This window comes from Rhodobacterales bacterium HKCCA1288, from assembly GCA_015693905.1.
In the GTDB taxonomy this organism is placed as follows: Bacteria; Pseudomonadota; Alphaproteobacteria; order Rhodobacterales; family Rhodobacteraceae; genus M30B80.
In genome coordinates, this window is record CP065161.1 from 1842909 (window position 1) to 1868512 (window position 25604).

The window sequence follows — 25604 nt, forward strand, 5'->3', positions numbered from 1 at the left end:
GGGCCGAGGCCCTAGGATAAAACATCACCGCAATCATAAAGCGGCAGTGCATTCAGAAATCCCGCCTCATTGGGACGGGCAAAATCAACGGGGCTTGCGTCATAGGAGATTTCTTCCCCGCTGGGCAGGGTCAGCGTCTCGGTGCCGCCAAAGAACATCCGCAAAGAGGGGCTTACATATTGGTTGCCCACAGTGCTGCGTGCGCCGTCTGGCGTGGTTTCGGTATAGGCAAATTCCGTGCGTGCCAAAACCTCACCGTCAATCTCAACTGTGTCGCCCGTAAGAGCGTCAAAACCGCTGTAATCGCGGGTAAAGGGCGCGTCCCCTTCTGAGACAGACAGCGAAAAGGTGAAACTGTCCCGCCCTGTCTCAAGCAATTCGCTAAGGCTTGCGGGGTCAATTTCAGGTTGGACCAAGCGCGACCGAAGGCCCGTGCGAAGATCAAGCGATTCAAGCCACCGAAACTCTCGATCCGTATGGGATAATGACATGGGCCCATCGACATCTAGGCTGAGGCGCCAATGCTCGCCCGCAGCATCACCTTCACAGGTCCAATAATGCGAGACCATGCATCCGCGGCTTTGAACCGTGAGGAAGGCTTCGCACCCGGCGGGCGGTGTGATTTGCGCCGCTTGCGCCATCGCCGCAACACCAATGACCCCGCCCGCCGATGCGAGAAGGGTCAAGTGACGTGCGATGCTATGCGCAAGACGGGCCATATCGGATCACTCAGCCGCTATCACGCCGTGGCCTGCAACTTTTGCGAGGATCGCATCCGCTGCTTCACGACCATCACGGATCGCCCAAACAACAAGGCTCGCCCCGCGCGCAATATCGCCAACGGCATAGACGTTTTCCAATGCCGTTTCATGGCTACGGAAATCGGTCTTTACTGTCCCCCAACGGGTGACAGGCAAATCCGCGCAATTCCAAAGCGTGGGCAGATCTTCTGGCTCAAAGCCCAAGGCCATGATCACCAAATCCGCGTCCTCAACATAATCGGCACCCTCAATCACCTCGGGGCTTTGACGGCCTGTCGCATCAGGCGCGCCGAGGCGCATTTTCTGAACCTCGACACCTGTTACAGGGTTGCCAACAAAACCTTTTGGCGCGGACAACCAGACAAATTCCACGCCCTCTTCTTCGGCGTTCTGAACTTCGCGTTGACTGCCAGGCATATTCGCGCGGTCACGGCGATACAGGCATTTCACAGAGGTCGCACCCTGACGAATCGCGCTGCGCACACAGTCCATCGCAGTATCACCACCGCCGATTACGACAACTTTTTTGCCTTCGGCATTCAATGCGCCAGTGTCAAAATCAGGCACAGCGTCGCCAAAGCTTTTGCGGTTGGACGCGGTAAGATAATCCAATGCTTTGACGATCCCCGAAGCCTCATGCCCCGCAACGTCCAAGTCGCGCGATTTATAGACGCCTGTCGCGATCACGATGAAGTCGTGCTTTTCGCGCAGCGCCTCAAAGGTGATGTCGCGGCCAATATCAGTGTTCAACTCGAACTTGACCCCGCCTTTTTCCAAAAGCTCATTGCGGCGCATCACCACGGGCTTTTCCAATTTGAACCCTGGAATCCCGTAGGTCAAAAGCCCGCCTGCGCGGTCATAACGATCATAGACTGTCACCTGAAGCCCCGCGCGGCGCAGACGATCTGCGGCAGCCAAACCGCCTGGCCCTGCGCCAATGATGCCCACGGATTCTGCCCGCTCGGTTGTGGGGGCAATGGGCATCACCCAACCTTCATCCCATGCGGTATCGGTGATGTATTTCTCGACCGAGCCGATGGTGACGGTGCCATGCCCAGATTGTTCGATTACACAATTGCCTTCGCACAGGCGATCTTGCGGGCAGATACGCCCACAGATTTCAGGGAAAGTGTTTGTGGCTTGGCTGATCTCATAGGCCTCGCGTAAGCGCCCTTCGGCAGTCAGGCGGAGCCAGTCGGGAATATTGTTGTGAAGCGGGCAATGCGACTGGCAATAGGGCACGCCACATTGGCTGCAACGGCCTGCTTGCTCCGCGGCTTTTTGCTCGGCATACTCGGCATAGATCTCGCGAAAATCCGCACGGCGTTCTTCGGCGGATCTCTTCTCGGGCGTTTCTTTAGCCACGGAGACAAATTTTAACATCGGTTGCTTAGCCACGGAACTTCTCCCATCTTCAACGTGCTTCTCATATTCCGAAAGCGCACCACATAAAAGACAGCAATACTGACCTATATAATGCTGTTTTCATTTCTGGCGGCCAATTTGCAACTTTGATTTACGAAAATAGGTATCGTACCATTACCTATTTCAAAAAATATCACATTAATTCAAGTCTTTAGAGAAGACTCGTTTTTATTGGGACATAGAACTCATGAGCCTGTTTTATCTTTTTATTCTCGCTACCATCCAAGGGATCACGGAATTTCTGCCGATATCCTCCTCTGGTCACCTGATTCTATTGCCCGCGCTGATGAATCATGCCGACCAAGGTCAGGTGATTGATGTCGCCGTGCATGTCGGCACCTTGGGCGCCGTGATCTTGTATTTCTGGGCCGATGTAAAAGAGGCGCTGTTTGGATTTTTCCGCCTCCTGCGCGGCCAGATTGACACACGCGGCGCGTTTCTCGCGCTGTGCCTCATCATATCCACAGTGCCCGTGGTTGTGGCAGGATTGGTGTTCAAGCTTACAGGCCTCTCTGACCTGCTGCGCTCAACGGCGGTCATCGGGTGGACGATGCTTGGATTCGGAATTGTGCTTTATTGGGCAGACCGCACAGGCACAGAAACGAAGCCTGCCACGGCATGGACGCTAAAAGATGCGCTGGTTATGGGGTGTGCGCAAATTCTTGCACTGATCCCCGGCACATCGCGCTCAGGGATTACCATCACTGCCGCACGAAAACTAGGATACGGGCGCGAAGATGCGGCGCGGTTGTCGATGCTCATGTCAATTCCAGTGATCATCGCATCAGGCGCACTATTGGGGCTTGAGGTCATTGGAACCGCAGACATGGCCGCCGCACGCGATGGTGCCATCGCCGCAGGGTTCGCCTTTGTCGCGGCACTTTTGGCCCTGTCTGTGATGATGCGCCTTTTGAAAACCATCAGCTACACGCCCTATGTGATCTATCGGGTGATCTTGGGCGTGGTGCTGTTGGTGACCGCGTATAGCTAGGGCTTATCGCAGCTTAGATGCACTATCGCGGATTGCTGCATATTGGCCGCCATCGCGATAAGGCCACAAATATTCTGGCAAAACCGTATCAAGCGCAGTCGGTGTAATGCCAAAATCTGCCAAGGTTTTTGCCTTCGGCGACACGACATTATCCCGCTTGAGCTGACGCAGCTGATCACGGGTGAGGACACCATTGGTGAAAAGGCCAAATGTCACCGCCTGCGCCATATCAAGGCCAAAGGCTAAAGGCGCCGCAGCAAGGCTTGGGACACTCAAGATCACACGGCGGCGGACAATCACCTTGAGCATCTTCTCAATCAACGCGCGGAAGCTCAGCTGTTCTGGCCCGCCCAATTCGTAAATTCCACTAAACCGATCATCAAGAATGGCGGTCACAGCCGCTTGGGCCACATCATCCACATAGACAGGCTGAAATTTGCTGCCCGCCCCCATCAAAGGCACGAAAGGCGACAGCCGCGCCATGGCGGCAAAGCGGTTAAAAAACTGATCTTCAGGCCCAAACACAATCGAAGGCCGCAAGATCACCGCCTTTGGGAAAGCCGCCTTAACGCCTGCTTCACCTTGGGCTTTGGATTGCGCGTAAAGGCTATCGCTGTCTGCATCCGCACCGATAGCGGACACATGGACAAGCCGCGCGGCGCGCTCCTCTTTCGCAATCCGCGCAATGCGTGCAGCCCCTTCGGCCTGAACGGCATCAAACTTGTTTTTCCCTGATTCAACGAGAATACCCACGCAATTCACAACCGCATCGGCCCCTTTGATCGCGGCACGCACCGAAGCATCATCGCGGATATTGGCCAAGACAGGCTCGACCTGACCAACCACACCATAAGGGCGCACAAAACCTGCTTCATTAGGGCGGCGCACGGCAACACGCACGCGCCAACCTTCCTTAGCCATACGTCTTGCGATGTAGCGCCCCACAAAACCTGAGCCGCCAAAAATTGTCACAAGCTTGGACATCGTTCTGCCTTTCGGTCGTCTGGTCTGGATTTGCGCGATTGATACGCGGCAAACCCAAGCGAAACAAGGCGCAATTATATCACGCTCAAGCGTCACATGCGCGCAATCCATATCACCCCATCCAAATCCGCCACAGCCATGCAACAGCCGTTGACAGCACCCATGCCGATATATAACAGACAGCCTCACGACACTGGCCCAGGTGGCGGAATTGGTAGACGCGCTAGCTTCAGGTGCTAGTGTCTGTATGGACGTGGAGGTTCGAGTCCTCTCCTGGGCACCAAAAAACGATTATAAGTACAATAAAATCAATCGTTTATGGTGTAATAAACCAATATATCCACCCTTTTATCCATCTTTTTATTGCGCGTTCCACGCGCGCGTGGCTGCGCATTTGTCCCTACACGTGCACGCGTTACCTCTGGAACTTGACGAGCATTGCAAAACAATTCGATGGGCTTAACGTAAGCTCAACCTTTCCAAGCTTCGACACCGGCGAGATCTCGCGTTATCCTTATAAAGGATCATGACTGAACATCATGCGGTGCAGGGCGGTCAGTGCATGGGCTATCATGCAGCGGCGTGACCCTCAGTGACCTGGCAGGCATAACGCGCGGCCATTTCGGGCAGGGCAATGGATTTTATTCGAGTCGCATGCCCCGCGCTTCCAAATTGCTCGAAGCGATCTCGACACACGGCGGACATGGCTTCTATCCCGGGGGCAAGGTATTTGCGTGGATCGAATTCACCGGGATGTTCAGCAAAGACCTTACGTATCGCGCCGGTTAACGCTAGCCGTAGGTCAGTATCTACATTGACCTTGCGCACACCGTAGCGGATGCCCTGGATGATCTCTTCAACGGGTACGCCCCATGTCGGTGCAATCTCGCCACCATAGGCGTTAATCTTCTCCTGCAATTCATGTGGCACCGAAGACGAACCATGCATCACCAGATGCGTGTCCGGCAGGCGAGTATGGATCTCACGCAGTCGATCGATGGCAAGAATCTCTCCATCGGGCTTGCGAGTGAACTTGTAGGCTCCGTGCGACGTACCGATAGCCACGGCCAGTGCATCAACACCGGTTAGCCGCACGAACTCGGCAGCTTCATCCGGGTCTGTCAAGAGCTGTTCACGCGACAAAGCCCCGTCGAACCCGTGTCCGTCCTCAGCCTCGCCCTGCAGTGTTTCAAGCGACCCAAGATGGCCAATTTCCCCCTCAACTGAAACACCCACTAGATGGGCCATCTCAACCACCCTAGCCGTCACCGCAACATTTTCTTCAAACGTAGTCGGTGTTTTGCCATCCGCTTTTAGCGAGCCATCCATCATCACAGAGGAAAACCCATTAGTGATAGCTGAGAGACAGGTTGCAGGCGAATTGCCATGATCCTGATGCATACAAATCGGAATGTGCGGATATAGCTCGATAGCCGCGCGGATCAGATGTGACAGGACTATATCATTGGCAAAGGCACGGGCGCCCCGGCTAGCCTGCATAATAACAGGGCTTTGGCACGCATCCGCTGCGGCCATAATCGCCAACATCTGTTCCATATTATTTACGTTGAACGCGGGTAGCGCATAATCATTTTCTGCTGCGTGATCGAGCAGCTGACGGAGGGATACTAGAGCCATGAAAATATCCTTTATTCAGAACGCGGCTGAACCGGCAGCTGCTTTATGATACTTAACAATTTGTTCCACCTCGTTTGCAGAACCAAGGATGACCGGAACGCGCTGATGATGACCCGTTGGTTGGATGTCGAGGATTCGGATTGCACCGTCCGAGGCAGCACCACCAGCCTGCTCTATCAGAAGCGCCATCGGGCTAGCCTCGTAGAGTAAGCGCAACTTACCGCCAGCTGTGCGATTGTCGTCATCGGCCGGGTAGAGAAAGACACCGCCACGAATTAGGATGCGGTGCACTTCAGCCACCATAGAGGCAGTCCAGCGCATATTGAAATCGCGTCCACGTGGGCCCGTGCTACCTGCCAGGCATTCATCCACATAGCGCCGCACCGCCCTATCCCAAAAGCGATAACGTGACGCGTTTATTGCAAATTCCGCGGTCTCTTCCGGAATCGTCATCTGCGGATGAGTTAGCCAGAAATCCCCGGTCCCATATTCACAAGAAAACCCGTGCACGCCGCTACCCAAGGTCAGAACCAACATCGTAGTAGGCCCATAAATTGCGTAGCCCGAACAATGCTGCGTGTGCCCAGGCTTTAGAATGTCACGGTCGCCATCCACCTTGGCAGTGCAGATCGAAAAGATTGAGCCGACAGACAGGTTGACGTCAATATTGGAAGATCCGTCTAATGGGTCATAAAACAATAGATAATCGCCTGCTTCCGGATCCTTTAGCCAGATCGCATCCTCCCGCTCTTCACTGACCAGTGCAGCAAGCCGGGGGGAGGTTTCGCAGATCGAGGCAAAGACCTCATCTGCGATCACGTCGAGTTTCTTCTGATCTTCGCCCTGCACATTTGTGTCCCCGGCTAGACCGTGATTGCCTTCGAACGCCGCGTTACGCAATCGGTTGCCGATACTACGGCAGGCCGACGCGATGTCCTCGATCAGCAAAATAAGATCAGTATCTAAACTGTGGGATCCAGCGTGGTCGGTCAGAAAACGGCGCAAAGTGATTGGTTGAGTCATCCTTAGAAGCTCATCGTTGCAGTTACGGCCCGTTGCCATGCCTTGTATTTTCGATCGCGGTCCTCTCCCGCCATCGAAGGCTCGAAACTCCGCTCCAAAGCCCAGGTTGCGGCAAAGCCATCCATGTCAGGGTAAAGACCCGCACGGCTGCCCGCCAGCCAGGCTGCCCCAAGGGCGGTGGTTTCAAGCACTTTGGGCCGGTCCACACGGGCGTCAATGATATCCGAAAGGAACTGCATGGTGTAGTCGGATGCGCTCATGCCGCCGTCCACGCGCAGGACTGCGCCCCCTGGCCCGCCCATATCAGAATGCATTGCTGCCAGCAGATCGCGGGTCTGATAACCTACGCTTTCAAGCGCGGCGCGGGCGAACTCTTCTGGGCCAGAGCCGCGGGTCAATCCAAACACCGCGCCGCGGCATTCGGCATTCCAATAAGGTGCGCCCAGCCCAGTAAAGGCTGGTACTAGTACCACACTCTGCGCATCATCGGCAGCTTTAGCCAGTGGTTGAGTTTCTTTGGCGTCGCGGATAATCTTTAGCCCGTCACGCAACCATTGCACTACGGCGCCCGCAATAAAGATCGAGCCTTCCAGCGCATAGGTGGGCTTTCCTTCGAGCTGATAAGCGATGGTAGTGAGAAGCCGGTTTTGTGAACGCACCGGCGCATCGCCTGTATTGATCAGAGCGAAACAGCCAGTCCCATAGGTGGATTTCAGCATCCCTGGTTGGAAACAGGCTTGCCCCACTGTTGCTGCCTGTTGGTCACCCGCGATTCCAAGTATTGGGATTGGGTGACCAAAAAGGTCAGGCCGCGTCTCACCAAAATCAGCTGCGCAGTCGCGCACTTCAGGCAACATAGACATGGGGATGTTCAGTCGTTCGCAAATGGTTTGCGACCAGCGCCCTTTGCGAATGTCATAGAGCATTGTGCGTGCGGCATTTGTGGCGTCGGTTACGTGCTGTTCCCCACCAGTCAAGTTCCAGACTAGCCACGTGTCCACCGTGCCGAAGACGAGCTCCCCAGCCTCGGCACGGGCGCGAGCACCATCCACGTTGTCCAATATCCAGGCCAGTTTTGTGCCGCTGAAATAGGGGTCTAGCAACAGTCCAGTACGGTCGGTAACGGTGTCTTCGAACCCGTCTGCCTTGAGCGCTTGACATAGCGCAGAGGTGCGTCGGTCCTGCCAAACAATAGCGTTTTGGATTGGTTTTCCGGTCTTGCGGTCCCAGACCAACGTGGTTTCCCGCTGGTTCGTAATGCCAATAGCGGCAATCTCGGCACGGCCAGATTTCTCGATTGCCGCGCGGCAGGTGGCCGCGGTGGTCGCCCAGAGATCCGCCGGATCATGCTCGACCCAGCCGCTGTTTGGAAAATGCTGTGGGAACTCTTCCTGGGCAGAGGCGATGGCCTTCATATCTCTGTCAAAGACAATAGCCCGTGTTGATGTAGTGCCCTGATCAATGGCCAGAATATGGGTCATAACCGCATCTCCTCAAAGCAATGTAAAGATGCACCAAACCAGTGCGTAAATTTGATAGAAAATAAAGTCGGTCGAGGCCCAGTAGGGCCCCGACCAGAGTCAGAGGCTTACTGCCAAGACGCGATCAGCTCGTCGTAGCTGACAGTTTGAGGTTCTTCATCCTCGTTCGCAAGCGCAGCCTTAGGAGCACCGGGCTGGCTCAGCCAATATTCCGGATCCTGCTCGTCGTTCAAGACTGGACCGAGATCACCCTGAACACCGGAGCGCTCAAGGCGTTCAAGCACCCGCTCCTGATCAGCGCACAAACCATCAAGCGCTTCTTGCGGCGTCCGGGCACCGGACATGGCATCACCGATGTTCTGCCACCAAAGCTGTGCGAGCTTTGGATAATCCGGAACGTTGGTACCGGTTGGCGACCACTGAACGCGCGCAGGCGAACGATAGAATTCGACCAGACCGCCAAGCATCGGAGCACGCTCGGTAAAGCTCTCGTGTTGGATCGTTGACTCACGAATGAAGGTCAGGCCAACGTGCGATTTGCGCACGTCGACAGTCATCGAGGTGACGAACTGTGCATAAAGCCAAGCCGCCTGAGCCCGATCAACAGGAGTCGACTCCATAAGGGTCCAAGAACCGGCATCCTGATAGCCGACCTTCATACCCTCTTCCCAGTACGCGCCGTGCGGGCTCGGCGCCATGCGCCAGCGCGGCGTCCCGTCATCGTAAAGAACCGCGCTAGCACCTTCGCCAACCATGTCGGCGGTAAAGGCGGTGTACCAGAACATCTGCTGCGCAATCGAACCCTGAGCTGGGATCGGGCCAGCCTCGGAGAAGGTCATACCTGCAGCAGCGGGCGGAGAATAATTTTCCAACCATTCGATAGCCTTGGTAACGGCATAAACAGCTGCAGGGCTGTTAGTCGCACCACCACGAGCCACACAGGAACCTACGGGTTGCGAATTCTCGTTGACCCGGATACCCCATTCGTCAACTGGTAGGCCGTTTGGCTCTCCGACGTCGCCCATACCGGCCATCGACAACCATGCATCGGTGTAGCGCCAACCAAGTGATGGGTCACGCTTACCATAGTCCATATTGCCATAAACACCTTCGGACGGGCCACCAATGTAGGACATGTCGCGACCAGTGAAGAACTCAGCAATGTCCTCATAGGCAGACCAGTTCACCGGAACGCCCAAATCATAGCCATAAGCTTCTTTGAAGTCAGCCATGGTCTGGGGATCGGTGAACCAGTCATGACGGAACCAGTAAAGGTTCGCGAACTGCTGGTCTGGCAGCTGGTAGAGCTTGCCATCGGGGCCAGTGGTAAAATCTATGCCGATGAAGTCTTCCAGATTCAAATTTGGGTTGGTAACAGCTGCACCATCGCCTGCCATCCAATCAGTCAGGTTCCGGGCTTGCTGATAGCGCCAATGAGTACCGATCAGGTCGGAGTCGTTGATGTAGGCGTCATAGATGTTTTCGCCGGTCTGCATCTGTGTTTGCAGTTTTTCTACCACGTCACCTTCGCCTATGAGGTCGTGGGTTACTCGAATACCGGTGATCGCGGTGAACGCCGGAGCAAGCACTTGGCTTTCGTATTCATGAGTGGCGATGGTTTCCGACACCACCTTAATTTCCATGCCGGCATAGGGTGCTGCGGCATCGATGAACCATTGCATTTCAGCTTCCTGCTCAGCGCGGGTCAGCGTAGACAGGTCTCCAATTTCAGCATCAAGAAAGGCACGTGCTGCATTCATGTCGGCAAGTGCAGGGCTTGCCAGAATCAGCAGGGCCGCGGTTGTGGATTTTAAATTAAGGTTCATTGTTACCTCCCAATGTGAACCTGTGGACGAGGATAGAGAACATGGGTCGGATCTCCTCAACTTCCGACCCTAAGTTACCTGTCTTAGACCCAACGGAAGACCGCAAAGGCGTACAACAAGCAAACTATTAGGGCATAGGGCTGAGCCATGCCCACAAAACCAAGCCAGGCCAAATTTATAAAAGCCGAGCCTAGAAGGGTAATGAAGAGCCGATCGCCCCTCGTTGTTTCAATCCGCAGGATGCCCGTACGAGGCGTTTCCGGGAACTTGATCGCGAGCACCGTAAAAGCGATCAGAAGCGTGGCAATAACCATGAAGAATATCGCTGTCGGCCAGGTCCATGCCATCCAATCCATTTGAATTGCTCCTTTCTTCGGTTTTACACACGGCCCAGGGCGAAGCCCTTGGCGATGTAGTTTCGGACGAAGTAGATCACGAGAGCACCCGGCACGATGGTCAGGATGCCCGCAGCCGCAAGCACACCCCAATCGATACCAGAGGCACCCTGGGTCCGGGTCATGACCGCGGCTATCGGCTTTGCATCGACTGTTGTAAGGGTCCGGCTTAGCAGCAGTTCAACCCACGAGAACATAAAGCAAAAGAACGCTGCCACACCGATCCCGCTGGAAATTAGCGGGGTGAAGATCTTTACGAAGAAGCTGCCAAAACTGTAGCCATCGATATAAGCAGTCTCATCGATTTCTTTCGGCACTCCACGCATGAAACCTTCAAGGATCCAGACCGCCAGCGGGACGTTGAATAGGCAGTGCGCGAGAGCCACGGCGATATGGGTGTCAAAAAGCCCTACGCTGGAATACAGCTGGAAAAAAGGCAGTGCGAACACCGCGGGCGGGGCCATCCGATTTGTCAGCAGCCAAAAGAAGAGGTGCTTGTCACCCATGAAATGATAGCGTGAGAAGGCATAGGCTGCCGGAAGCGCAACCGCGAGGCTGATCACCGTGTTGAGTGTCACATAAATCAGCGAGTTCACGTATCCCATGTACCACGCCGGGTCCGAAAGGATCGTGATATAATTAGCCAGGGTCAGGTCTTGCGGCCATAGCGTGAGCCCGTTCAGAATTTCGGCGTTGGTCTTGAGGCTCATGTTCAGCAGCCAATAGATAGGCAACAACAAGAACAAGAGATAGAGGGTCATTACTACGGTGCGGCTGCTGATCTTAGGCATCGACAGCCCACGGCGTGTGGTTTGGTTTACGGTCATCTCGGCCATCACTCAGCCCTCCCGCTTATCGAGGTTGGTCATCGCGGTGTAGAACACCCAGGAGATCAGAAGGATCACAAGAAAGTACATGATCGAGAAGGCAGCCGCAGGCCCGAGGTCGAACTGTCCTAGCGCCATCTTGACGAGGTCGATCGACAAAAGTGTAGTCGCATTACCGGGACCACCGCCGGTGACGACGAACGGCTCGGTGTAAATCATGAAGCTGTCCATAAAGCGTAGCAAGATGGCAATCATCAACACGCCCATCATCTTGGGCAACTCGATGAAACGGAACACCTTCCAACGCGAGGCCTGGTCGATTTTTGCAGCTTGATAATAGGCGTCAGGGATTGACTTGAGACCAGCAAAAGCCAGGAGCGCCACAAGAGAAGTCCAGTGCCATACATCCATAACGATGATCGTGATCCAGGCTGCGATAGTATCTTGCGTGTAATTATAATTGATACCAAGCGCATCTAGCGTGTAGCCCAGCAGACCGATATCGACTCGTCCGAAAATCTGCCAGATCGTGCCGACTACGTTCCAGGGTATGAGAAGAGGCAGTGACATCATAACAAGACAGAATGACGACCAGAAGCCAGATTTCGGCATGTTCAGCGCCACAAAGACGCCCAGCGGTATTTCGATAGCCAGAATGATGCCCGAGAACATCAACTGACGGCCAAACGCATCCCACATCCGTTCCGAGCGCACCATTTCTTCGAACCATTCCAGGCCCGCCCAGAAGAATTGATTATTCCCGAAGGTGTCCTGAACAGAATAGTTGACCACGGTCATCAGCGGGATCACTGCCGAGAAGGCAACTAGCAAAAGCACTGGTAGTACGAGAAACCATGCTTTTTGATTGACTGTCTTTTCCATTATGCAGCCTCCCCGATCACGCGCCAGTCATTCGCGTAGACATTGACTTGGTTTGCGTCAAAGGTGACGCGGTTCATATCCGCGCTGATATGATCATCTTCGCCAGCAATAATGTTGATATCTGTATCAAAAAATTCAGCGCGAATGATCTTGTGACGACCTACATCCTCAACGCGACGCACCTTAACGGGTAGGCCTTCGGACTGGCTAAGCTTGGCAAATTCTGGGCGCACGCCAATCTCAACCTTGCCGTCAAGCGGCTTGTAGCGATGAGCTAGCTCAACATAGGATCCGTTCACATAGGCTTTATTGCCGTCAATCCGCGCTGGGATCACGTTCATGCCAGGCGAGCCAATGAAGTATCCCACAAAAGTATGCTCTGGACGCTCAAAAAGCTCTTCGGGCGTGCCGATTTGTACGACGCGACCGTCATACATGACCACCACCTTGTCGGCGAACGTCAGTGCCTCTGTCTGATCGTGGGTCACGTAAATCATCGTGTGCCCAAAATCGTGATGCAGCTTTTTCAACTGTGTCCGCAATTCCCATTTCATATGCGGGTCGATCACGGTCAGCGGCTCGTCAAACAAGAGCGCGTTCACATCCTTACGGACCATACCGCGCCCGAGCGAGATCTTCTGCTTGGCGTCCGCCGTCAACCCACGAGCTTTCTTGCTTAGGACCTCCTCCATGCCGATCATACGGGCGATTTCCTGTACGCGCTCGGCGACATAGGTTTCGTCCCGGCCCCGGTTACGCAGTGGAAAAGCAAGATTGTCATGCACGGTCATGGTGTCGTAGACGACCGGAAACTGGAACACCTGCGCAATGTTGCGTTCAGCGGTTGGGGCGTGTGTAACGTCCTTACCATCAAACAAAATACGACCTTGGCTCGGGTGCAAGAGCCCCGAGATGATGTTCAAAAGCGTAGACTTGCCACAACCTGATGAGCCGAGCAAAGCATAGGCTGCACCATCATCCCAGTCGTGATTTAACTCCTTAAGCGCGAAGTCATCCTCACAGCGAGGATTAGGCATGTAGGAATGTGCAAGGTTATCAAGTGTGATCTTGGCCATGATTCCCTCCCTCAGGCCGCAAGCGCATAGGTGGCGGGCGCAACGAGCTTTCCGTCTTCGCCAAAAATGTAAACGTGGCGAGGGTCTAGCCATACGTCGAGCCGAGCTCCAAGCTCCAGCTCATGCACGCCATGGATCAGACCAACCCAACGCTCACCAGAATGATCGAGATGTACAAAGGTTTCCGAGCCCGTCAGTTCGGTGACCGACAATGTCGTGGCGAACCGCATCGCGTCTGGAGAATGTTGGCTGATCTCAAGATGGTTTGGACGGAACCCTGCAGTGTAGCGACCATCTGCTAGTTCAGCGAGGTTACCTGTCGCCCGAGCGCTCTGACCATCGCCGAACAAGATGCGATCACCGGTCTTGGAAATCTGCAAAAAGTTCATCGGAGGATCCGAGAAGACCCGCGCCGTTGTGGCATCCACTGGCTGGCGATAGACCAACGGGGTTGGACCAAACTGCGTGATACGACCTTCAGCTAGGGTTGCTACATTGCCGCCAAGAAGCAACGCTTCTTCTGGTTCGGTCGTGGCATAGACAAAGATTGAGCCGGAAGCTTCAAAGATTTTCGGAATCTCGACGCGCAACTCTTCGCGCAGCTTGTAGTCAAGGTTTGCGAGCGGCTCGTCGAGTAGCACGAGGCCTGCATTCTTGACCAATGCGCGCGCCAGAGCACAACGTTGCTGTTGACCTCCTGAGAGCTCCAGCGGCTTACGCTCCAGCATCGGTGTCAGTTTCATCAATTCAGCGGTTTCACGCACCCGGGCGTCGATCTCAGCCTTGGCCCAGCCCATCAGCTTCATTGGCGAGGCGATGTTGTCATACACGCTCATTGACGGGTAATTAATGAATTGCTGATACACCATTGCCACCTTGCGGTCCTGCACGCGCTGACCCGTAACATCGTCTCCATTCCAAAAGACCTGGCCGGTGCTGGGAACATCCAACCCTGCCATCAGCCGCATCAGCGACGTTTTGCCCGAAAGTGTTGGCCCAAGCAGCACATTCATCGTGCCTTTTTCCAGCGTCAGCTCCGTTGGATAGATATGCGTCTGCCCGTCAACGGTCTTTGATACGCCCCTCAGTTCCAGAGTCATCCAGCCCTCCTCCCTATTCCGCGGCCGCGGGTTCAGACTGGCGGTGTTGCGCCATCCAATCATCAAGCTTCTCGACCTGCTCTTGGCTCAGCCGTAGCCCCAGTTTATTGCGCCGCCAGATCACGTCTTCTGCTGTGCGCGCATACTCATGTGACATTAGCCATACGATTTCAGCCTCTGTGAGCGTGGCGCCAAAATCTTTTCCTAAATCCGAGGCTTGCTTCGCATTGCCGAGAACATCGTAGGCCTCTGTACCGTAGGTGCGCACTAACCGCTTCGCCCAGAATTCACTCAGAAAGGTGAAACGAGATCGCAGATCGGCAAGTAGTTCTTCCACTCCATCTACGGGGAAGTTCCCACCGGGTAGAGGCACGCCAGCGGTCCAATTGCCCTTACCCAGTTTCAAGTGCTCAGCAATCTTCTCCATCGCGCTCTCGGCCAGACGACGATAGGTGGTGATCTTCCCGCCAAAGATGTTCAAGACTGGGGCGCCAGCGCTCGTGTCCACCTTGAGCGTGTAGTCACGCGTCGCTGCCGTTGCGCTGCTTGCACCGTCATCGTAAAGCGGACGAACGCCAGAATAGGTCCAGACCACATCATCACGGGTCAGTTGTTTTTTGAAATATTGATTGGCAAAGCCCAACAGATAATCCTGCTCTTCTTCAGTGCATTTCGGATCAAGCGATGGGTCGGTATGCTCGGCATCGGTGGTGCCAATTAATGTGAAATCTGTCTCATAAGGGATGGCAAATATAATCCGCCCATCGGTACCCTGAAAAAAGTAGCATTTGTCGTGACCATACAGTTTTCGAGTGACTATGTGGCTGCCACGCACCAAACGCACGCCCTCGCGCGAATTCAGCCGCACTTTAGATCGAATGATGTCACCAACCCAAGGCCCACCGGCATTAACCAGCATTCGGGCGTAGTGGGTTGTGAGTTGGTTAGTTTCGGTGTTGCGCGTTTCAATTCGCCAGATCCCGTTTTCACTAGCGGCGCTGACCACTTGCCTACGCGGCAATATCTGTGCACCGCGCATTTCAGCATCGCGTGCGTTCAAAACAACAAGACGCGAATCTTCGATCCAGCAATCCGAATACTCATAGGCTTTGGCAAAGCGGTCTTGCAGCGGAGCTCCCTCATTTGAGACGCTCAGTTCCACGGTCGACGTGCCTGGCAAAATCTTACGCCCACCCAGATGGTCATACATGAACAGCCCCAGCCGAATTAGCCAAGCAGGCCTCCGGCCCTTCATCCAGGGCATAAAAAAGCCGAGCAGTCTCGAGGTTGGCGTATCCGTCTCGAAACGCATATCTCTGTGATAGGGCAGCACAAACCGCATTGGCCAGCTGATGTGCGGCATCGCTTTCAAAAGCGTTTCACGCTCGATGAGTGCTTCGCGCACCAAGCGAAATTCGAAATATTCCAAATATCGCAGCCCACCATGAAACAATTTGGTTGACGCCGAGGACGTTGCGGATGCGAGGTCATTCATCTCAGCAAGCGCAACAGACAGCCCACGTCCCGCCGCATCCCTGGCGATCCCGCAACCATTTATGCCTCCACCAATGATGAACAGGTCTTTAATTTCCGTGTCAGTCGGGTATCCCACGCGATTCTCCTCCAAGCGCGTTGTTTTGCCTTTGTGAAGAAAGCGCTGACATTTCGCAATCAAAAAATATTCGTTTATGTTCGATTTTTTTTCTTTCCATTGTTTTTCAAGATTTTATTTCACTGGGAATTGTTCCAATGCGCACTAAACGGCGCAAAATGAGACAAATCTTATTGTGCTAACACTTCTGTTGCGCATATCTTTCTTGGGCCAAACAAACGCACATCCGAACGCAAACGAACGTAAGCAAAAGGCATTCCATGTCACAAACATTCCGCCACCCCGAAATTCTGGAGATTGCGCGCCGCGAGGGCAAAGTGACGGTAGAAGGGCTTGCTAAATATTTTGACGTGACGCTGCAGACTATTCGCCGCGATCTGACTGATCTAGCCGACGCGGGGAGGTTGGAACGGGTGCATGGCGGTGCAGTACTGCCTTCAGGAACTATCAATATTGGCTATGAAGAGCGTCGATCGCTAAAATCCGAAGAAAAACGCGCCATCGCTCGCGCCTGCGCCAGCGCAATCCCGAACGGTATTTCCCTGTTCCTCAACATCGGCACATCCACAGAAGCCGTCGCGCAGGAGCTTATGCATCACGAGAACCTTATGGTGGTCACAAACAATATCAACGTAGCCAACATTCTCGCCGGCAATCGCGCCTGCGAAATAATCGTAACCGGTGGCCAATTGCGCCGCACGGATGGTGGGTTGGTTGGTAATCTAGCGGCAGAAACAATCCGCCAGTTCAAGTTCGATCTGGCAGTGATCGGGTGTTCCGCGTTGGATCGCGAGGGTGACCTACTGGATTTCGACATTCAAGAAGTCAGTGTCAGCCAAGCCATCCTGCGCCAGTCCCGCAAGACATATTTGGTCGCCGACCAGTCAAAACTTTCGCGTAGCGCTCCGGCAAGGATTGCTTCGCTTGCTGATATTGACACGTTTTTCACTGATCGGCGCCTACCTGCGGACTTGACCACGTCATGTGATGCCTGGAGGACAAAAGTTGTTGTCGTTGATTCATAGAGTGTTTACGAACTGAACCATATACCTGCGAATATTAGTATTAATTTTTCCCATAAAAAAATAGTGTGGTTATCTTTGCTTGAACTAACCCCCCTTTCAGAAAGCTGTCGCTATAAAGCTTGAGTGGCCTGAACGTACCCGCATCTAATTGCTATCGCAGGACCCGTTTTGGCATTTTGAGCATTTGGTGATGGGCAGTTCTCGCGCACGCGAGCCTGATGCATTGTCATGTGTATTAATGGCTTGCTTTACCCAAATGAGCGTTGTTCAAATTTGTGGGTTAACATTGGAAGAGTTTTGGGGCGCTGGTTCAAAAGTGTGCACTCGTATAGATTCTATCCACCCCCTCCCCAGAGATTGTGAGATGTTGGAATGACACAGCAGTGTTGGATGTTGTTGACGGCAGCACGCCTGAGTAGAGCAGTCGAGCAATCTCTTCACACTTTCGCCACAGTCTGCGGCATGGCTAAATTCAATTCCCAATTTCCTCAGAATAACTTCGTAAAACCAATGCCTTGAGGTGCTTCTGTAGAAAGCAGTCTAACAGCTCGACTGGCTCTACCGTTTCCGCCGAATTGCAAAAAATCCGCCGTGGCGGAGGATTGCTCGACCACGGCGTGGGGTGGTGATGGTCTTAGCGCGCGACCTAGTCTGACGGCTTACCGATCTTCGCAAAGACAGTCATCCCTTTGAAGTCGCCAGATTTGAACTGTCGGCCTTGGCTCTCGTAACCTGCCGCGTTTAACGCACCCCGTATCCTATGCTGAAGCTGGGGGGAGAGGGCTGCGGTGGTGACGTCGCTCTCAGTATGTATGAAGCGTTGCGCAATCTGCTTCATGCATGTCTCAGATTTCCCCGTCTCAGCGAGCCACTGGGCAACTTCTTCATACAGAGGGTCAACCGTAGTCCTCTTCGCCTGCTCCGCACCCGCCAGAGCCGCTTCGTCAGGTGTAAGCCACCACGCCTCACCATCTCTGTACAGCGATAGAGCCGCCGCCCATATACGGTCGCGATCATGGCGGATGAGGTCGTGGTCAATGTTGTCCACCCGCACAGGCCAAAACCGCCGATTGCCTGTCTCATCGCGCAAGTAGTCTGTGCGATTGGTAGTGCCGACAAATACACAGCGGCGGGGATAACCCACTTCAGCACGACCATAGGCAGGTCGGAACTTCTCCTCGGTGCGGGTGATGTAGGCTTTGACATGCTCGACTTCGGCCTTTGAGACAGATGACAGCTCCGCAAGCTCGATAATCCACTTGCCCCGCACGTAATCTGCCGCGTCTTTCGTATGCAAAGATGGAACGCTATCTCCGAAGGCTTCGCCTCCACACAAGATGCGTATGGCCGTTGACTTGCCAGCGCCTTGGCTGCCCTCCAAGATCAGCACATGGTCGGCCTTGCACCCAGGCTCCAAAGCCCGCGCCACAGCTGAGATGAGCCATTTCCTGAAGGCGAGTTCCGCAAATCGGATGCTATCAGGATGAACATCAAACCGCCGTAGGCCGAAGTGTTTATTCAGCACCTCAAGCAAGAACTCGCGCGCTTCAGTGGCGCCAACTGCTGGCAGCTCCTCGAGGTAATGGCGGATTGGCGAGATAACCCGTTGCTTCGCCACAAGGTCAATCGCGTCAAAGACGTCATTCTTGGCCACCTTGCTCCATTTCATACGGCGTGACAGCCACATCCGCACTCGGGAGACGTCCGTGTCTTCAAACCGTCGTGGCCTGAAGAGGTTGGGATTGCCGCGTGAGCCTGGCATTGGACGCATGATCATGATCTGCGCGGCAAGCTCATCATAGGCAAACACGCCGTCCCAATCGGATAGTCCGTCTAACAGGATGGCACAGTTCAAGAGTGAGGCTGGGATGCCACGTCCATCTACCTCAAGATTAAGGCGGTCTAGCTTGTCGGTTGTGCGGCTGTCGCCGAAGTCGATGGGCGTATCGCTCTCTGTAACCATCACGGCATTCTGTGTGTCAGGCTTATTCATGACAGCCCCCACATTTCGAGCATGTGGTGCAAGGCGCGCTGCTCGTATCCGCATTGCTGCCTGTATTCGAGCAAAGCCACGCGCATATTATTGCCGTGGACACAGGCCACGTAGACGTCCCACGCGTCATAGGTCGTCCACCCATTATCGGTTGTCTTGCCAATGCGGCCTGCGTCACTGGTGGTGAAGCTGACAGCGCGTTGGTCTGTCACCCAGACAGACCGCCCCTTGGATTGCGAGAAGGGGGAGGCGAACCAATCGCCGCCACGCGGTAACCACCCATGTTCAAGCATGAGTGTGGTGAGGTCATTCTCGGCCAAGAAGGTTTCAATGATACTTGGGCCACCTGACGCCTCACTTAGTTTGCGGTTCTTCTCCGCACGCTCCAACGCGGCTTTCTTGGCCTCACGCTCAGCTTCAAGCCGCTGTGCCTTGTTGGTGGCAGCGCGGGCAGCCACGGCCTCTGGCACGTGCAGTAACCCCGAGCTGCCGCTGATCGAGTATTGGTAGAACAGTGGCTCACCATTCTCGTTCCTGCGTGAGGGAGGCACGTTTGGCAGGTAAACGGGCTGCCCAGTCCGTGCCATGGCGTAATCTGCGTGCAGCCCTTGCTCTGCGAGCAGGTCAAACAGAGCCTCCTGAACGTCTTTGTAATCCGCCCCAGCGATGGGATAGCGGATTGGTATAATCCCGCGCCACTTTGGATTATCTTCTGTCGCGCTGCTCGATGAGTAGATGATGACGGTCCTGTCGCCAATGATCCGCTCGATACAGTTCTGCACAAAATCGATCCGATGCGCGCCTGTATCGACATCGATAATCATAGCGTGAAACTGTCCACTCTGGCGCTGCGCCTCATGGCTTCTAGCAAGGTGGCCAATATAGCTTGAGGGGATGAACGCAGGGGCTTCCTGCTTCTCGACCGCTGCGGGGTTAGCGCAACGCTTCTTGATAGCAGAGAAATTGGTCGTGTCGTAATCTCGACCGTCATGGCGCCGCGTATCGCGGCTGCCATGGAATAAGGGAAAGTGTGGCATGCTCGTGCCTCCTTTTACTAGAGGCCAGCGCGCAATTGTGCTATCGTGAGGTTCTTCAGGCCACCCGTCAGCTTGCAACTGCAGCTGGCGGGTTTTTATTTGGATGAGCCTGTTTTGGTGACTGTCTGCCGAGACGGCAGCGCATCCACCACTTCGTCGGCATCGCGCTCAGAGAGGCCGCCAAAACGGCGGAGTGCTTTGATTAGACCTGGTCGGGTCGTCACATACGCGCAGGTCTTCCATCGCGCCGCCCCGTGCTTCTCACCGTCTCTCACCTGAACAAGCCACTGGATTGCATTGCGGCAGACAGCGATGCGCAGGTTGGTCAGCGGTCGAGCGACAACGCCCATGTAGAGGTCGCTGGTTTCAGATGTGCGGGCATTGATAATCATGGGCCGCACTCCTCCTGAAGGAAGTCATGCAGCTTCTGCAGAACTTGTGCCTTGTCCCAGTAGAGGCGGCTCCCAAAGCGCATCGGGCGGGGCAGGCGGCCTGCATTGAGGTCGCGGTAAATGCTGCTGCGCGATCTGCCGGCCATCAACGATTGCAATTGTGCGAAGTTAATAAGTGTCATGGTGCATCACCTTTTTTCATGGCATGCACTGATCATCGACCAATTAGCATTAATACGCTTATACTATAAATGATAAACGGTTCTCACTTTGAGGATATCCGTTTTGTGCCGTGTCTCGCGGCGCCATCAACGTGTTCATCTAGATCAAATATTTCTAAAATATCCTTCAGAAATTCGTAATACCTTCCCCCAAACCTGTTCCGGTCTCGGCTTGTGAAGTTCGACAAGGTTGCTGGTTTGCCGGTCAGTCGCTCAAACTGCTTTGCAGTTTCAACAGCAACACCGTTTGCCCCGGTATGCGGGGGGCGCCCTCTAGAATTTTCAATATCACGGGTATCAGGCTTTTCCTGATTTCTTAGGCCTGCCAATACACCCGGCAAGTTAATCAGAATTTTTCTATAAGAAATTTCTATTTCAATTTGATCTTCAAAACTCTGAATTATTTGATGAATAGATGGTGCTCTCTGTTGTGTTGGTATTGCGAGCTTCGAACCAGATTTTTTTATTTTATCGCAGTATTTTAAAATTTTTTCGTAGTGCTCTATGTCCGTGGCCGCTTGTGCCGCAGTGGCGCGGCCACTATAATTCCCGACATGTCGTAGACATGCTTGAACGAGTTTAACTGAGTGTATGTCAGCTGTTTTTGCGTCAATCATTTCAGCCTGAAAATGTTCAAGTAAAATGCGACTGACATTTTGGAATAAGACCTCAAGTTGTCGGATATCCGCTTCAATATCAGGCTGTACCAAAGTTATCTCCATGCAGATACTGCGCCCATTGCTCCATATACGGCCTCCGCTGCTCGAGGAGGTCTGAATGCTGGTAGGCCCGATGCACGGCGTTTCCAACTTGGTGAGCGAGTATGGTTTCGCCCACCTCGTATGAGGCATCAGTTTGGTCTGTCAGCCAAGTCCGAAGGGTTGAGCGGAAGCCATGAGGGCGTGCTTCGAGTTCGCGCCGCTCCATGAGCCGAGACATAGTAGCATCGCTGATGACGCCCTTACGCGTGCCTGGGAAAAGGAAGCCGTCCCGCGCAAATTGCATGGCCGTCTGCCACACAGAGAGGGCTTCAGCTGACATTGGGATATGGAAGTCACGGGCCTTGCCCACAGTTGCCTTCATGTTGGCGGCTGGAATAATCCACACATCATCTTTTAGCTGATCAACATGCGCGAACCTAATTGGCATGCTGCGTGAGCCTGTCAGCATCAGCAGTCGTAGGGCTAGGTGCGTGATGGTTGGTTCTTCCAGCGATTGATAGAAGGCGGGTGCATCCTGCCAAGACATCGATGGCGTATTCTGCGGAGTGTGGCGTGGCCGACCTAGTAGCTGCTTCGCTTTTTCCACCACGCCGATGTCTACATTCAGCTCCATTGCTGCGGCATGCTTGATAACGATCTGCAAACGATTGGCAGCCTTGCGAGCTGTCTCTGATTTTGTGTGCCAAATTGGAGCGAGGGCGTCCTTCACATCACGTGCCGTAATTTCCTCAACAGGCATGCGGCCAAGCTTTGGTAAAACGTGCTTCTCGATTGGCGAAAACCATCTGCCTGCCGTGCCATCGCCCTTGAGCTGCGATTTACGAGCCTCGTAGGCCTCCTGAGCAATGTCCTTCAGATTGTTTTCTGGGCGGAGCATTGCAGCTTTCCGCTGGCGCCTTTCACGGATAGGGTCAATGCCATCGCGCGCCATGCGGCGATACTTCTCCGCATATTCTCGCGCCTCTTTCAGTGACACATCACGCACACCACCAAGGCCCATTTCTCGGCGCTGCCCCATAACAGCGTAACGCAGCACCCATTGGCCGCCTGTGTCCCTCACATTCAGCCATAAACCACCCCCGTCGCAATGCTTGCCAGGGGGGGCATTCTTGACGAATGCTGGGCTGAGAGCGTTTCGCTTTGTCACAATTCGTCCACCTTATGATCCACCTTTTATGATGGCATATGGTGGTGCATCATGGCAATCCATGTTGTGTCACGGTTCTCAGATGTCTTATTTACAAAGGATATAAGAGCTTTGCTGACATCAGATGATATATTTGTTTTGGTCCTCTCCTGGGCACCAATCCCAAAAATTGAAATGCCGCAAACCGCTCAGAGATTGCTCTCTGGTGCGACGTCTAGAAATTCGTCCATAAACAGGCTCATCAATTCGGTGCGGGAATTTACGCCCGTTTTCCGAAAAATACTCGAGCTTTGCGCCTTGATTGTGCCCTCAGCGGTGGCGCGGGCGGTGGCAATCTCGGAAATACTCAAACCTTTCAGCATATACATTGCGATATCACGCTCTGCGGGACTAAGCCCCCAATGCGTAAATTTATTGCGCACGAAATGATCCATTTCACCGCGTAGTAGGCGCAGTGATCCTGTTTGAGCGATATTGCGCTCCTGCAACAGGCGCAGCTGCCGCAACAAAACGCGAATGGCCAAGATCAATGCGGCTGCCGATGCAACTTCGAAGGTGAGATGCACCAAATCAAGAAAACTCGGCGCGTTGCGGGCTATCAACCGCTCGTAAAGGTCACTTACGATGTCGAATAGGAAAAACAAAACGCTGCCAAACAGAAATAAAGACGTAAATTTCAGGGTCTTTTCTTCTTGAAACATGGGTTTTGGCATAAGGGATCCCGAAACTCTGTGCGACGTCTTCTGTATACTGAAATCTTGCTGCCATCGGTAGCCTAAGTTCGGACTAAACCAAAGATATAATCCATGGGTTTTACGACCGTGGTTCAGTTGGCGTGACCAAAAGCCATAAGTATCTGCAAGCCTGCGACACGCCCCATCCTGAAACGACCATGCAAGGTGCAGCCCGTGCAAGACCCGACACCAGAGACGCGCAATACTATGTTGCGCAACGGCCTTCCCCATTTTGCCCTCAACTTAGCTGGGGCGACCTATATTATGGCGCTGCTCAATACCGCCTTTTGGCAAAGACTGATGACCCTGTTCGAGGGAGATCTTCTTGCCGCCATCGGCTTGGCCGCGGCTGTAGGCGCCTTGACCTTATTGCTGCTTGAATTGATCGGGCCAAGCGTTCTGCAAAAGCCCGTTCTGGCGGTCTTGATCCTGATTTCCGCCTCAGCAAATTATTTCCAAACGACCTTTGGCGTGTTCATTGATGAAGAAATGGTGCGCAGCACTTTGGAAACGACAGTCGCAGAATCGCGCCATCTTATAACGGCATCTATGGTTCTGAAGATCGGGCTGACAGGCGTCCTGCCCGTTTTGATTTTGTGGAAAATTCCCGTGCGGCGGGCGCGGGTTATCCATCAACTTTGGCGATATCCGCTCGGGGTCGTTGTTAGCTTTGCCTTGGTGATTGGGTTTCTCTTTACCAACTATAAAACCTACTCATCCGTGTTGCGGGAAAATCATGCGCTGATGCAATCCTATCAGCCAGGGGCAACGCTGCTATCGGTGGCTAAGTTTATCAAAAATGAATATGCTACGGGCAGAATTGAGGTGGCCCCCCTTGGCGAAGATGTGGCGCAAGGGGCGCAGCTTTCAAATTCGGACAAACCACTGGTTTTTGTCCTGTTTGTCGGTGAAACGACACGGGCCGCGAATTTCGGCCTTGAAGGATATGAACGAAACACAACGCCCAATCTGGCTGCTCGCGAGGATGTAATCTATTTTCCGAACACCACATCTTGCGGCACCGTCACGACCGTTTCTGTGCCTTGTATGTTTTCGCCCTTCAGCCAAGACGACTATTCGCGGGATCAGTATTTTGCATCGGAAAACCTTGTGGATGTGATCTCGCGCGCGGGTTTCGATGTGCAATGGTGGGACAATAACACGGGCGATCAAACCGTGATGCAGCGCCTAGACTGGGCCAAGGTTGACGCGACATGGGACCCCGATGCCTGTGCAGCCGGTGAATGCACAGACGCCATCTTTTTGCCCCTCATTGATCAGGTATTAGAGACTGCCACAGGCAATACTTTGTTGATTCTGCACATGATCGGCAGCCACGGCCCCGCCTATTTCATGCGCTATCCAGAAAGTCGCGCGCAGTTTACGCCAGATTGCCGATCTGCTGAATTTGCGGATTGCACGGACCAAGAGATTATCAACGCTTATGATAACACCATCATAGAAGCGGATTATGTCCTTGCAGGTGCCATCGAACGCCTGAGCCAAGCGCAGAATGTCGACACAGCCATGCTCTATATTTCCGATCATGGCGAAAGTCTTGGCGAGGGTGGCGTATTCTTGCACGGGTTGCCCAGATTCATGGCCCCTGATGTTCAGACCCATGTGCCGTTTCTTGTTTGGCTTGGGCAATCCTATCAATCACGCTTTGGAATTGATCAGACTTGTTTGGAAAGCAACCGCAACTCAGGCACATCGCAAGATATGGTTTTTCACTCTATGCTCGGCCTGTTGAATTTGGACACCGAAGCGCGCAACCCTCGCCTTGATATCACAACAGCGTGCAGTGCAGATGCGGGATGAGGACATTTATGAACAAGCCTGAAAAACAGATCCAAAACCGACAGGGTCTTTTGCATATCATTGACGCGGCGGGTTTTTCTATGGCGGGGTTGCGCCGCCTTTGGCGCGAAACCGCCTTCAAATTAGAGGTCGGCGCCGCCGTTCTTGCGATTGGGGCGGTTGGCTTTTCTGGCGCGGCGTCTGCGCAAATTTTTACACTTGGCTGTTTATTCTTAATGCTTTTCGCGACAGAGGCGCTGAACACAGCCATTGAAGAAATTGTTGATCGCATTTCTCCAGAATGGTCGCTGGCTGCACGCAATGCCAAGGATTTGGGATCGCTCGCCGTTGGCCTCGTGTCTTTGGTCGTGGCTGGCTATATCGCGTTCATCTTCCTCAGCCTGTAACCCCTGCATCACTGAGCATAAATTCACAGATCATTGCCTTGACCCCAATGGGCACCGCCTATACCCAATTTTTATTCGTAATCAGATGGGAAATGGGCAAAGATG

General features: G+C 53.8%; 24 protein-coding genes and 1 tRNA gene. 5 read left to right on the plus strand and 20 right to left on the minus strand.

Going from position 1 to position 25604, the window contains the following annotated elements:
- Positions 1-11: 11 nt before the first annotated feature.
- Together I3V23_09035 and I3V23_09040 are read right to left on the minus strand one after the other, a co-directional pair.
- Positions 12-719: a hypothetical protein gene (locus tag I3V23_09035; protein ID QPI84729.1), complete on the minus strand. Its 708-nt coding sequence runs from the start codon at positions 717-719 to the stop codon at positions 12-14.
- Positions 720-725: 6 nt separating this feature from the next.
- Positions 726-2159, minus strand: coding sequence for an NAD(P)-dependent oxidoreductase (locus tag I3V23_09040; protein ID QPI84730.1), 1434 nt, complete (start codon positions 2157-2159; stop codon positions 726-728).
- A gap of 214 nt (positions 2160-2373) precedes the next feature.
- Here I3V23_09040 and I3V23_09045 point away from each other — a divergent pair, with 214 nt between their 5' ends.
- On the plus strand, positions 2374-3177 hold the full coding sequence (locus I3V23_09045) for an undecaprenyl-diphosphate phosphatase (GenBank protein ID QPI84731.1): 804 nt from the start codon (positions 2374-2376) through the stop codon (positions 3175-3177).
- Between the two features lie 3 nt (positions 3178-3180).
- Here the strand turns inward: I3V23_09045 and I3V23_09050 are convergent, their stop codons facing one another.
- Positions 3181-4161, minus strand: coding sequence for a complex I NDUFA9 subunit family protein (locus I3V23_09050; GenBank protein ID QPI84732.1), 981 nt, complete (start codon positions 4159-4161; stop codon positions 3181-3183).
- A gap of 196 nt (positions 4162-4357) precedes the next feature.
- On the opposite strand from I3V23_09050, the gene I3V23_09055 reads away from it, so the two are divergent.
- Positions 4358-4444 (plus strand) — tRNA-Leu (locus I3V23_09055).
- Between the two features lie 287 nt (positions 4445-4731).
- Here I3V23_09055 and I3V23_09060 read toward each other — a convergent pair.
- From I3V23_09060 to glpD, 10 genes are all read right to left on the minus strand, one after another.
- Positions 4732-5799 (minus strand): fructose-bisphosphate aldolase class II, encoded by a 1068-nt coding sequence (locus I3V23_09060; protein ID QPI84733.1) that lies wholly within the window; start codon positions 5797-5799, stop codon positions 4732-4734.
- Between the two features lie 15 nt (positions 5800-5814).
- A complete protein-coding gene (locus I3V23_09065; GenBank protein ID QPI84734.1) occupies positions 5815-6822 on the minus strand; it encodes a class 1 fructose-bisphosphatase in 1008 nt (335 codons plus the stop codon).
- Between the two features lie 2 nt (positions 6823-6824).
- Complete coding sequence (glpK, locus tag I3V23_09070; protein QPI84735.1) at positions 6825-8303, minus strand: glycerol kinase GlpK; 1479 nt, start codon at positions 8301-8303, stop codon at positions 6825-6827.
- Positions 8304-8410: 107 nt separating this feature from the next.
- Complete coding sequence (locus I3V23_09075; GenBank protein ID QPI84736.1) at positions 8411-10129, minus strand: carbohydrate ABC transporter substrate-binding protein; 1719 nt, start codon at positions 10127-10129, stop codon at positions 8411-8413.
- Between the two features lie 83 nt (positions 10130-10212).
- A complete protein-coding gene (locus I3V23_09080; protein QPI84737.1) occupies positions 10213-10485 on the minus strand; it encodes a DUF2160 domain-containing protein in 273 nt (90 codons plus the stop codon).
- A 23-nt stretch (positions 10486-10508) separates the two neighbouring features.
- Positions 10509-11360 carry a carbohydrate ABC transporter permease gene (locus I3V23_09085; GenBank protein QPI84738.1) on the minus strand — a complete coding sequence of 284 codons (852 nt, stop codon included), beginning with the start codon at positions 11358-11360 and terminating at the stop codon, positions 10509-10511.
- Between the two features lie 3 nt (positions 11361-11363).
- Positions 11364-12233 carry a sugar ABC transporter permease gene (locus tag I3V23_09090; GenBank protein ID QPI84739.1) on the minus strand — a complete coding sequence of 290 codons (870 nt, stop codon included), beginning with the start codon at positions 12231-12233 and terminating at the stop codon, positions 11364-11366.
- On the minus strand, positions 12233-13309 hold the full coding sequence (locus tag I3V23_09095; protein QPI84740.1) for an ABC transporter ATP-binding protein: 1077 nt from the start codon (positions 13307-13309) through the stop codon (positions 12233-12235). Before I3V23_09095 ends, I3V23_09090 begins: the two co-directional genes overlap by 1 nt.
- Before the next feature lie 11 nt (positions 13310-13320).
- Positions 13321-14409, minus strand: coding sequence for an ABC transporter ATP-binding protein (locus tag I3V23_09100; protein QPI84741.1), 1089 nt, complete (start codon positions 14407-14409; stop codon positions 13321-13323).
- 13 nt (positions 14410-14422) lie between these two features.
- Positions 14423-16021 (minus strand): glycerol-3-phosphate dehydrogenase, encoded by a 1599-nt coding sequence (gene glpD, locus I3V23_09105; protein ID QPI84742.1) that lies wholly within the window; start codon positions 16019-16021, stop codon positions 14423-14425.
- A 260-nt stretch (positions 16022-16281) separates the two neighbouring features.
- On the opposite strand from glpD, the gene I3V23_09110 reads away from it, so the two are divergent.
- Positions 16282-17046, plus strand: coding sequence for a DeoR/GlpR transcriptional regulator (locus I3V23_09110; protein QPI84743.1), 765 nt, complete (start codon positions 16282-16284; stop codon positions 17044-17046).
- Between the two features lie 646 nt (positions 17047-17692).
- On the opposite strand, the gene I3V23_09115 is transcribed toward I3V23_09110, so the two are convergent.
- The 7 genes from I3V23_09115 to I3V23_09145 all read right to left on the minus strand — a co-directional run bounded on the left by I3V23_09115 (position 17693) and on the right by I3V23_09145 (position 23271).
- Complete coding sequence (locus tag I3V23_09115) at positions 17693-19039, minus strand: hypothetical protein (protein QPI84744.1); 1347 nt, start codon at positions 19037-19039, stop codon at positions 17693-17695.
- Complete coding sequence (locus I3V23_09120) at positions 19036-20076, minus strand: hypothetical protein (GenBank protein ID QPI84745.1); 1041 nt, start codon at positions 20074-20076, stop codon at positions 19036-19038. The genes I3V23_09115 and I3V23_09120 overlap by 4 nt, the downstream gene beginning before the upstream one ends.
- 95 nt (positions 20077-20171) lie before the next feature.
- Entirely contained in the window at positions 20172-20468 is a 297-nt protein-coding gene (locus I3V23_09125) for a hypothetical protein (GenBank protein ID QPI84746.1), read from the minus strand.
- Positions 20465-20650 (minus strand): AlpA family phage regulatory protein, encoded by a 186-nt coding sequence (locus I3V23_09130; GenBank protein QPI84747.1) that lies wholly within the window; start codon positions 20648-20650, stop codon positions 20465-20467. The genes I3V23_09125 and I3V23_09130 overlap by 4 nt, the downstream gene beginning before the upstream one ends.
- A gap of 83 nt (positions 20651-20733) precedes the next feature.
- Entirely contained in the window at positions 20734-21399 is a 666-nt protein-coding gene (locus I3V23_09135) for a hypothetical protein (protein QPI84748.1), read from the minus strand.
- Positions 21386-22558 (minus strand): integrase arm-type DNA-binding domain-containing protein, encoded by a 1173-nt coding sequence (locus I3V23_09140; protein QPI84749.1) that lies wholly within the window; start codon positions 22556-22558, stop codon positions 21386-21388. Before I3V23_09140 ends, I3V23_09135 begins: the two co-directional genes overlap by 14 nt.
- A gap of 188 nt (positions 22559-22746) precedes the next feature.
- A complete protein-coding gene (locus I3V23_09145; GenBank protein QPI84750.1) occupies positions 22747-23271 on the minus strand; it encodes a helix-turn-helix transcriptional regulator in 525 nt (174 codons plus the stop codon).
- A 195-nt stretch (positions 23272-23466) separates the two neighbouring features.
- On the opposite strand from I3V23_09145, the gene I3V23_09150 reads away from it, so the two are divergent.
- Together I3V23_09150 and I3V23_09155 are read left to right on the plus strand one after the other, a co-directional pair.
- Positions 23467-25113: a phosphoethanolamine--lipid A transferase gene (locus tag I3V23_09150; GenBank protein QPI84751.1), complete on the plus strand. Its 1647-nt coding sequence runs from the start codon at positions 23467-23469 to the stop codon at positions 25111-25113.
- Positions 25114-25121: 8 nt separating this feature from the next.
- Complete coding sequence (locus I3V23_09155; protein QPI84752.1) at positions 25122-25499, plus strand: diacylglycerol kinase; 378 nt, start codon at positions 25122-25124, stop codon at positions 25497-25499.
- The last annotated feature ends 105 nt before the right edge of the window (positions 25500-25604 follow it).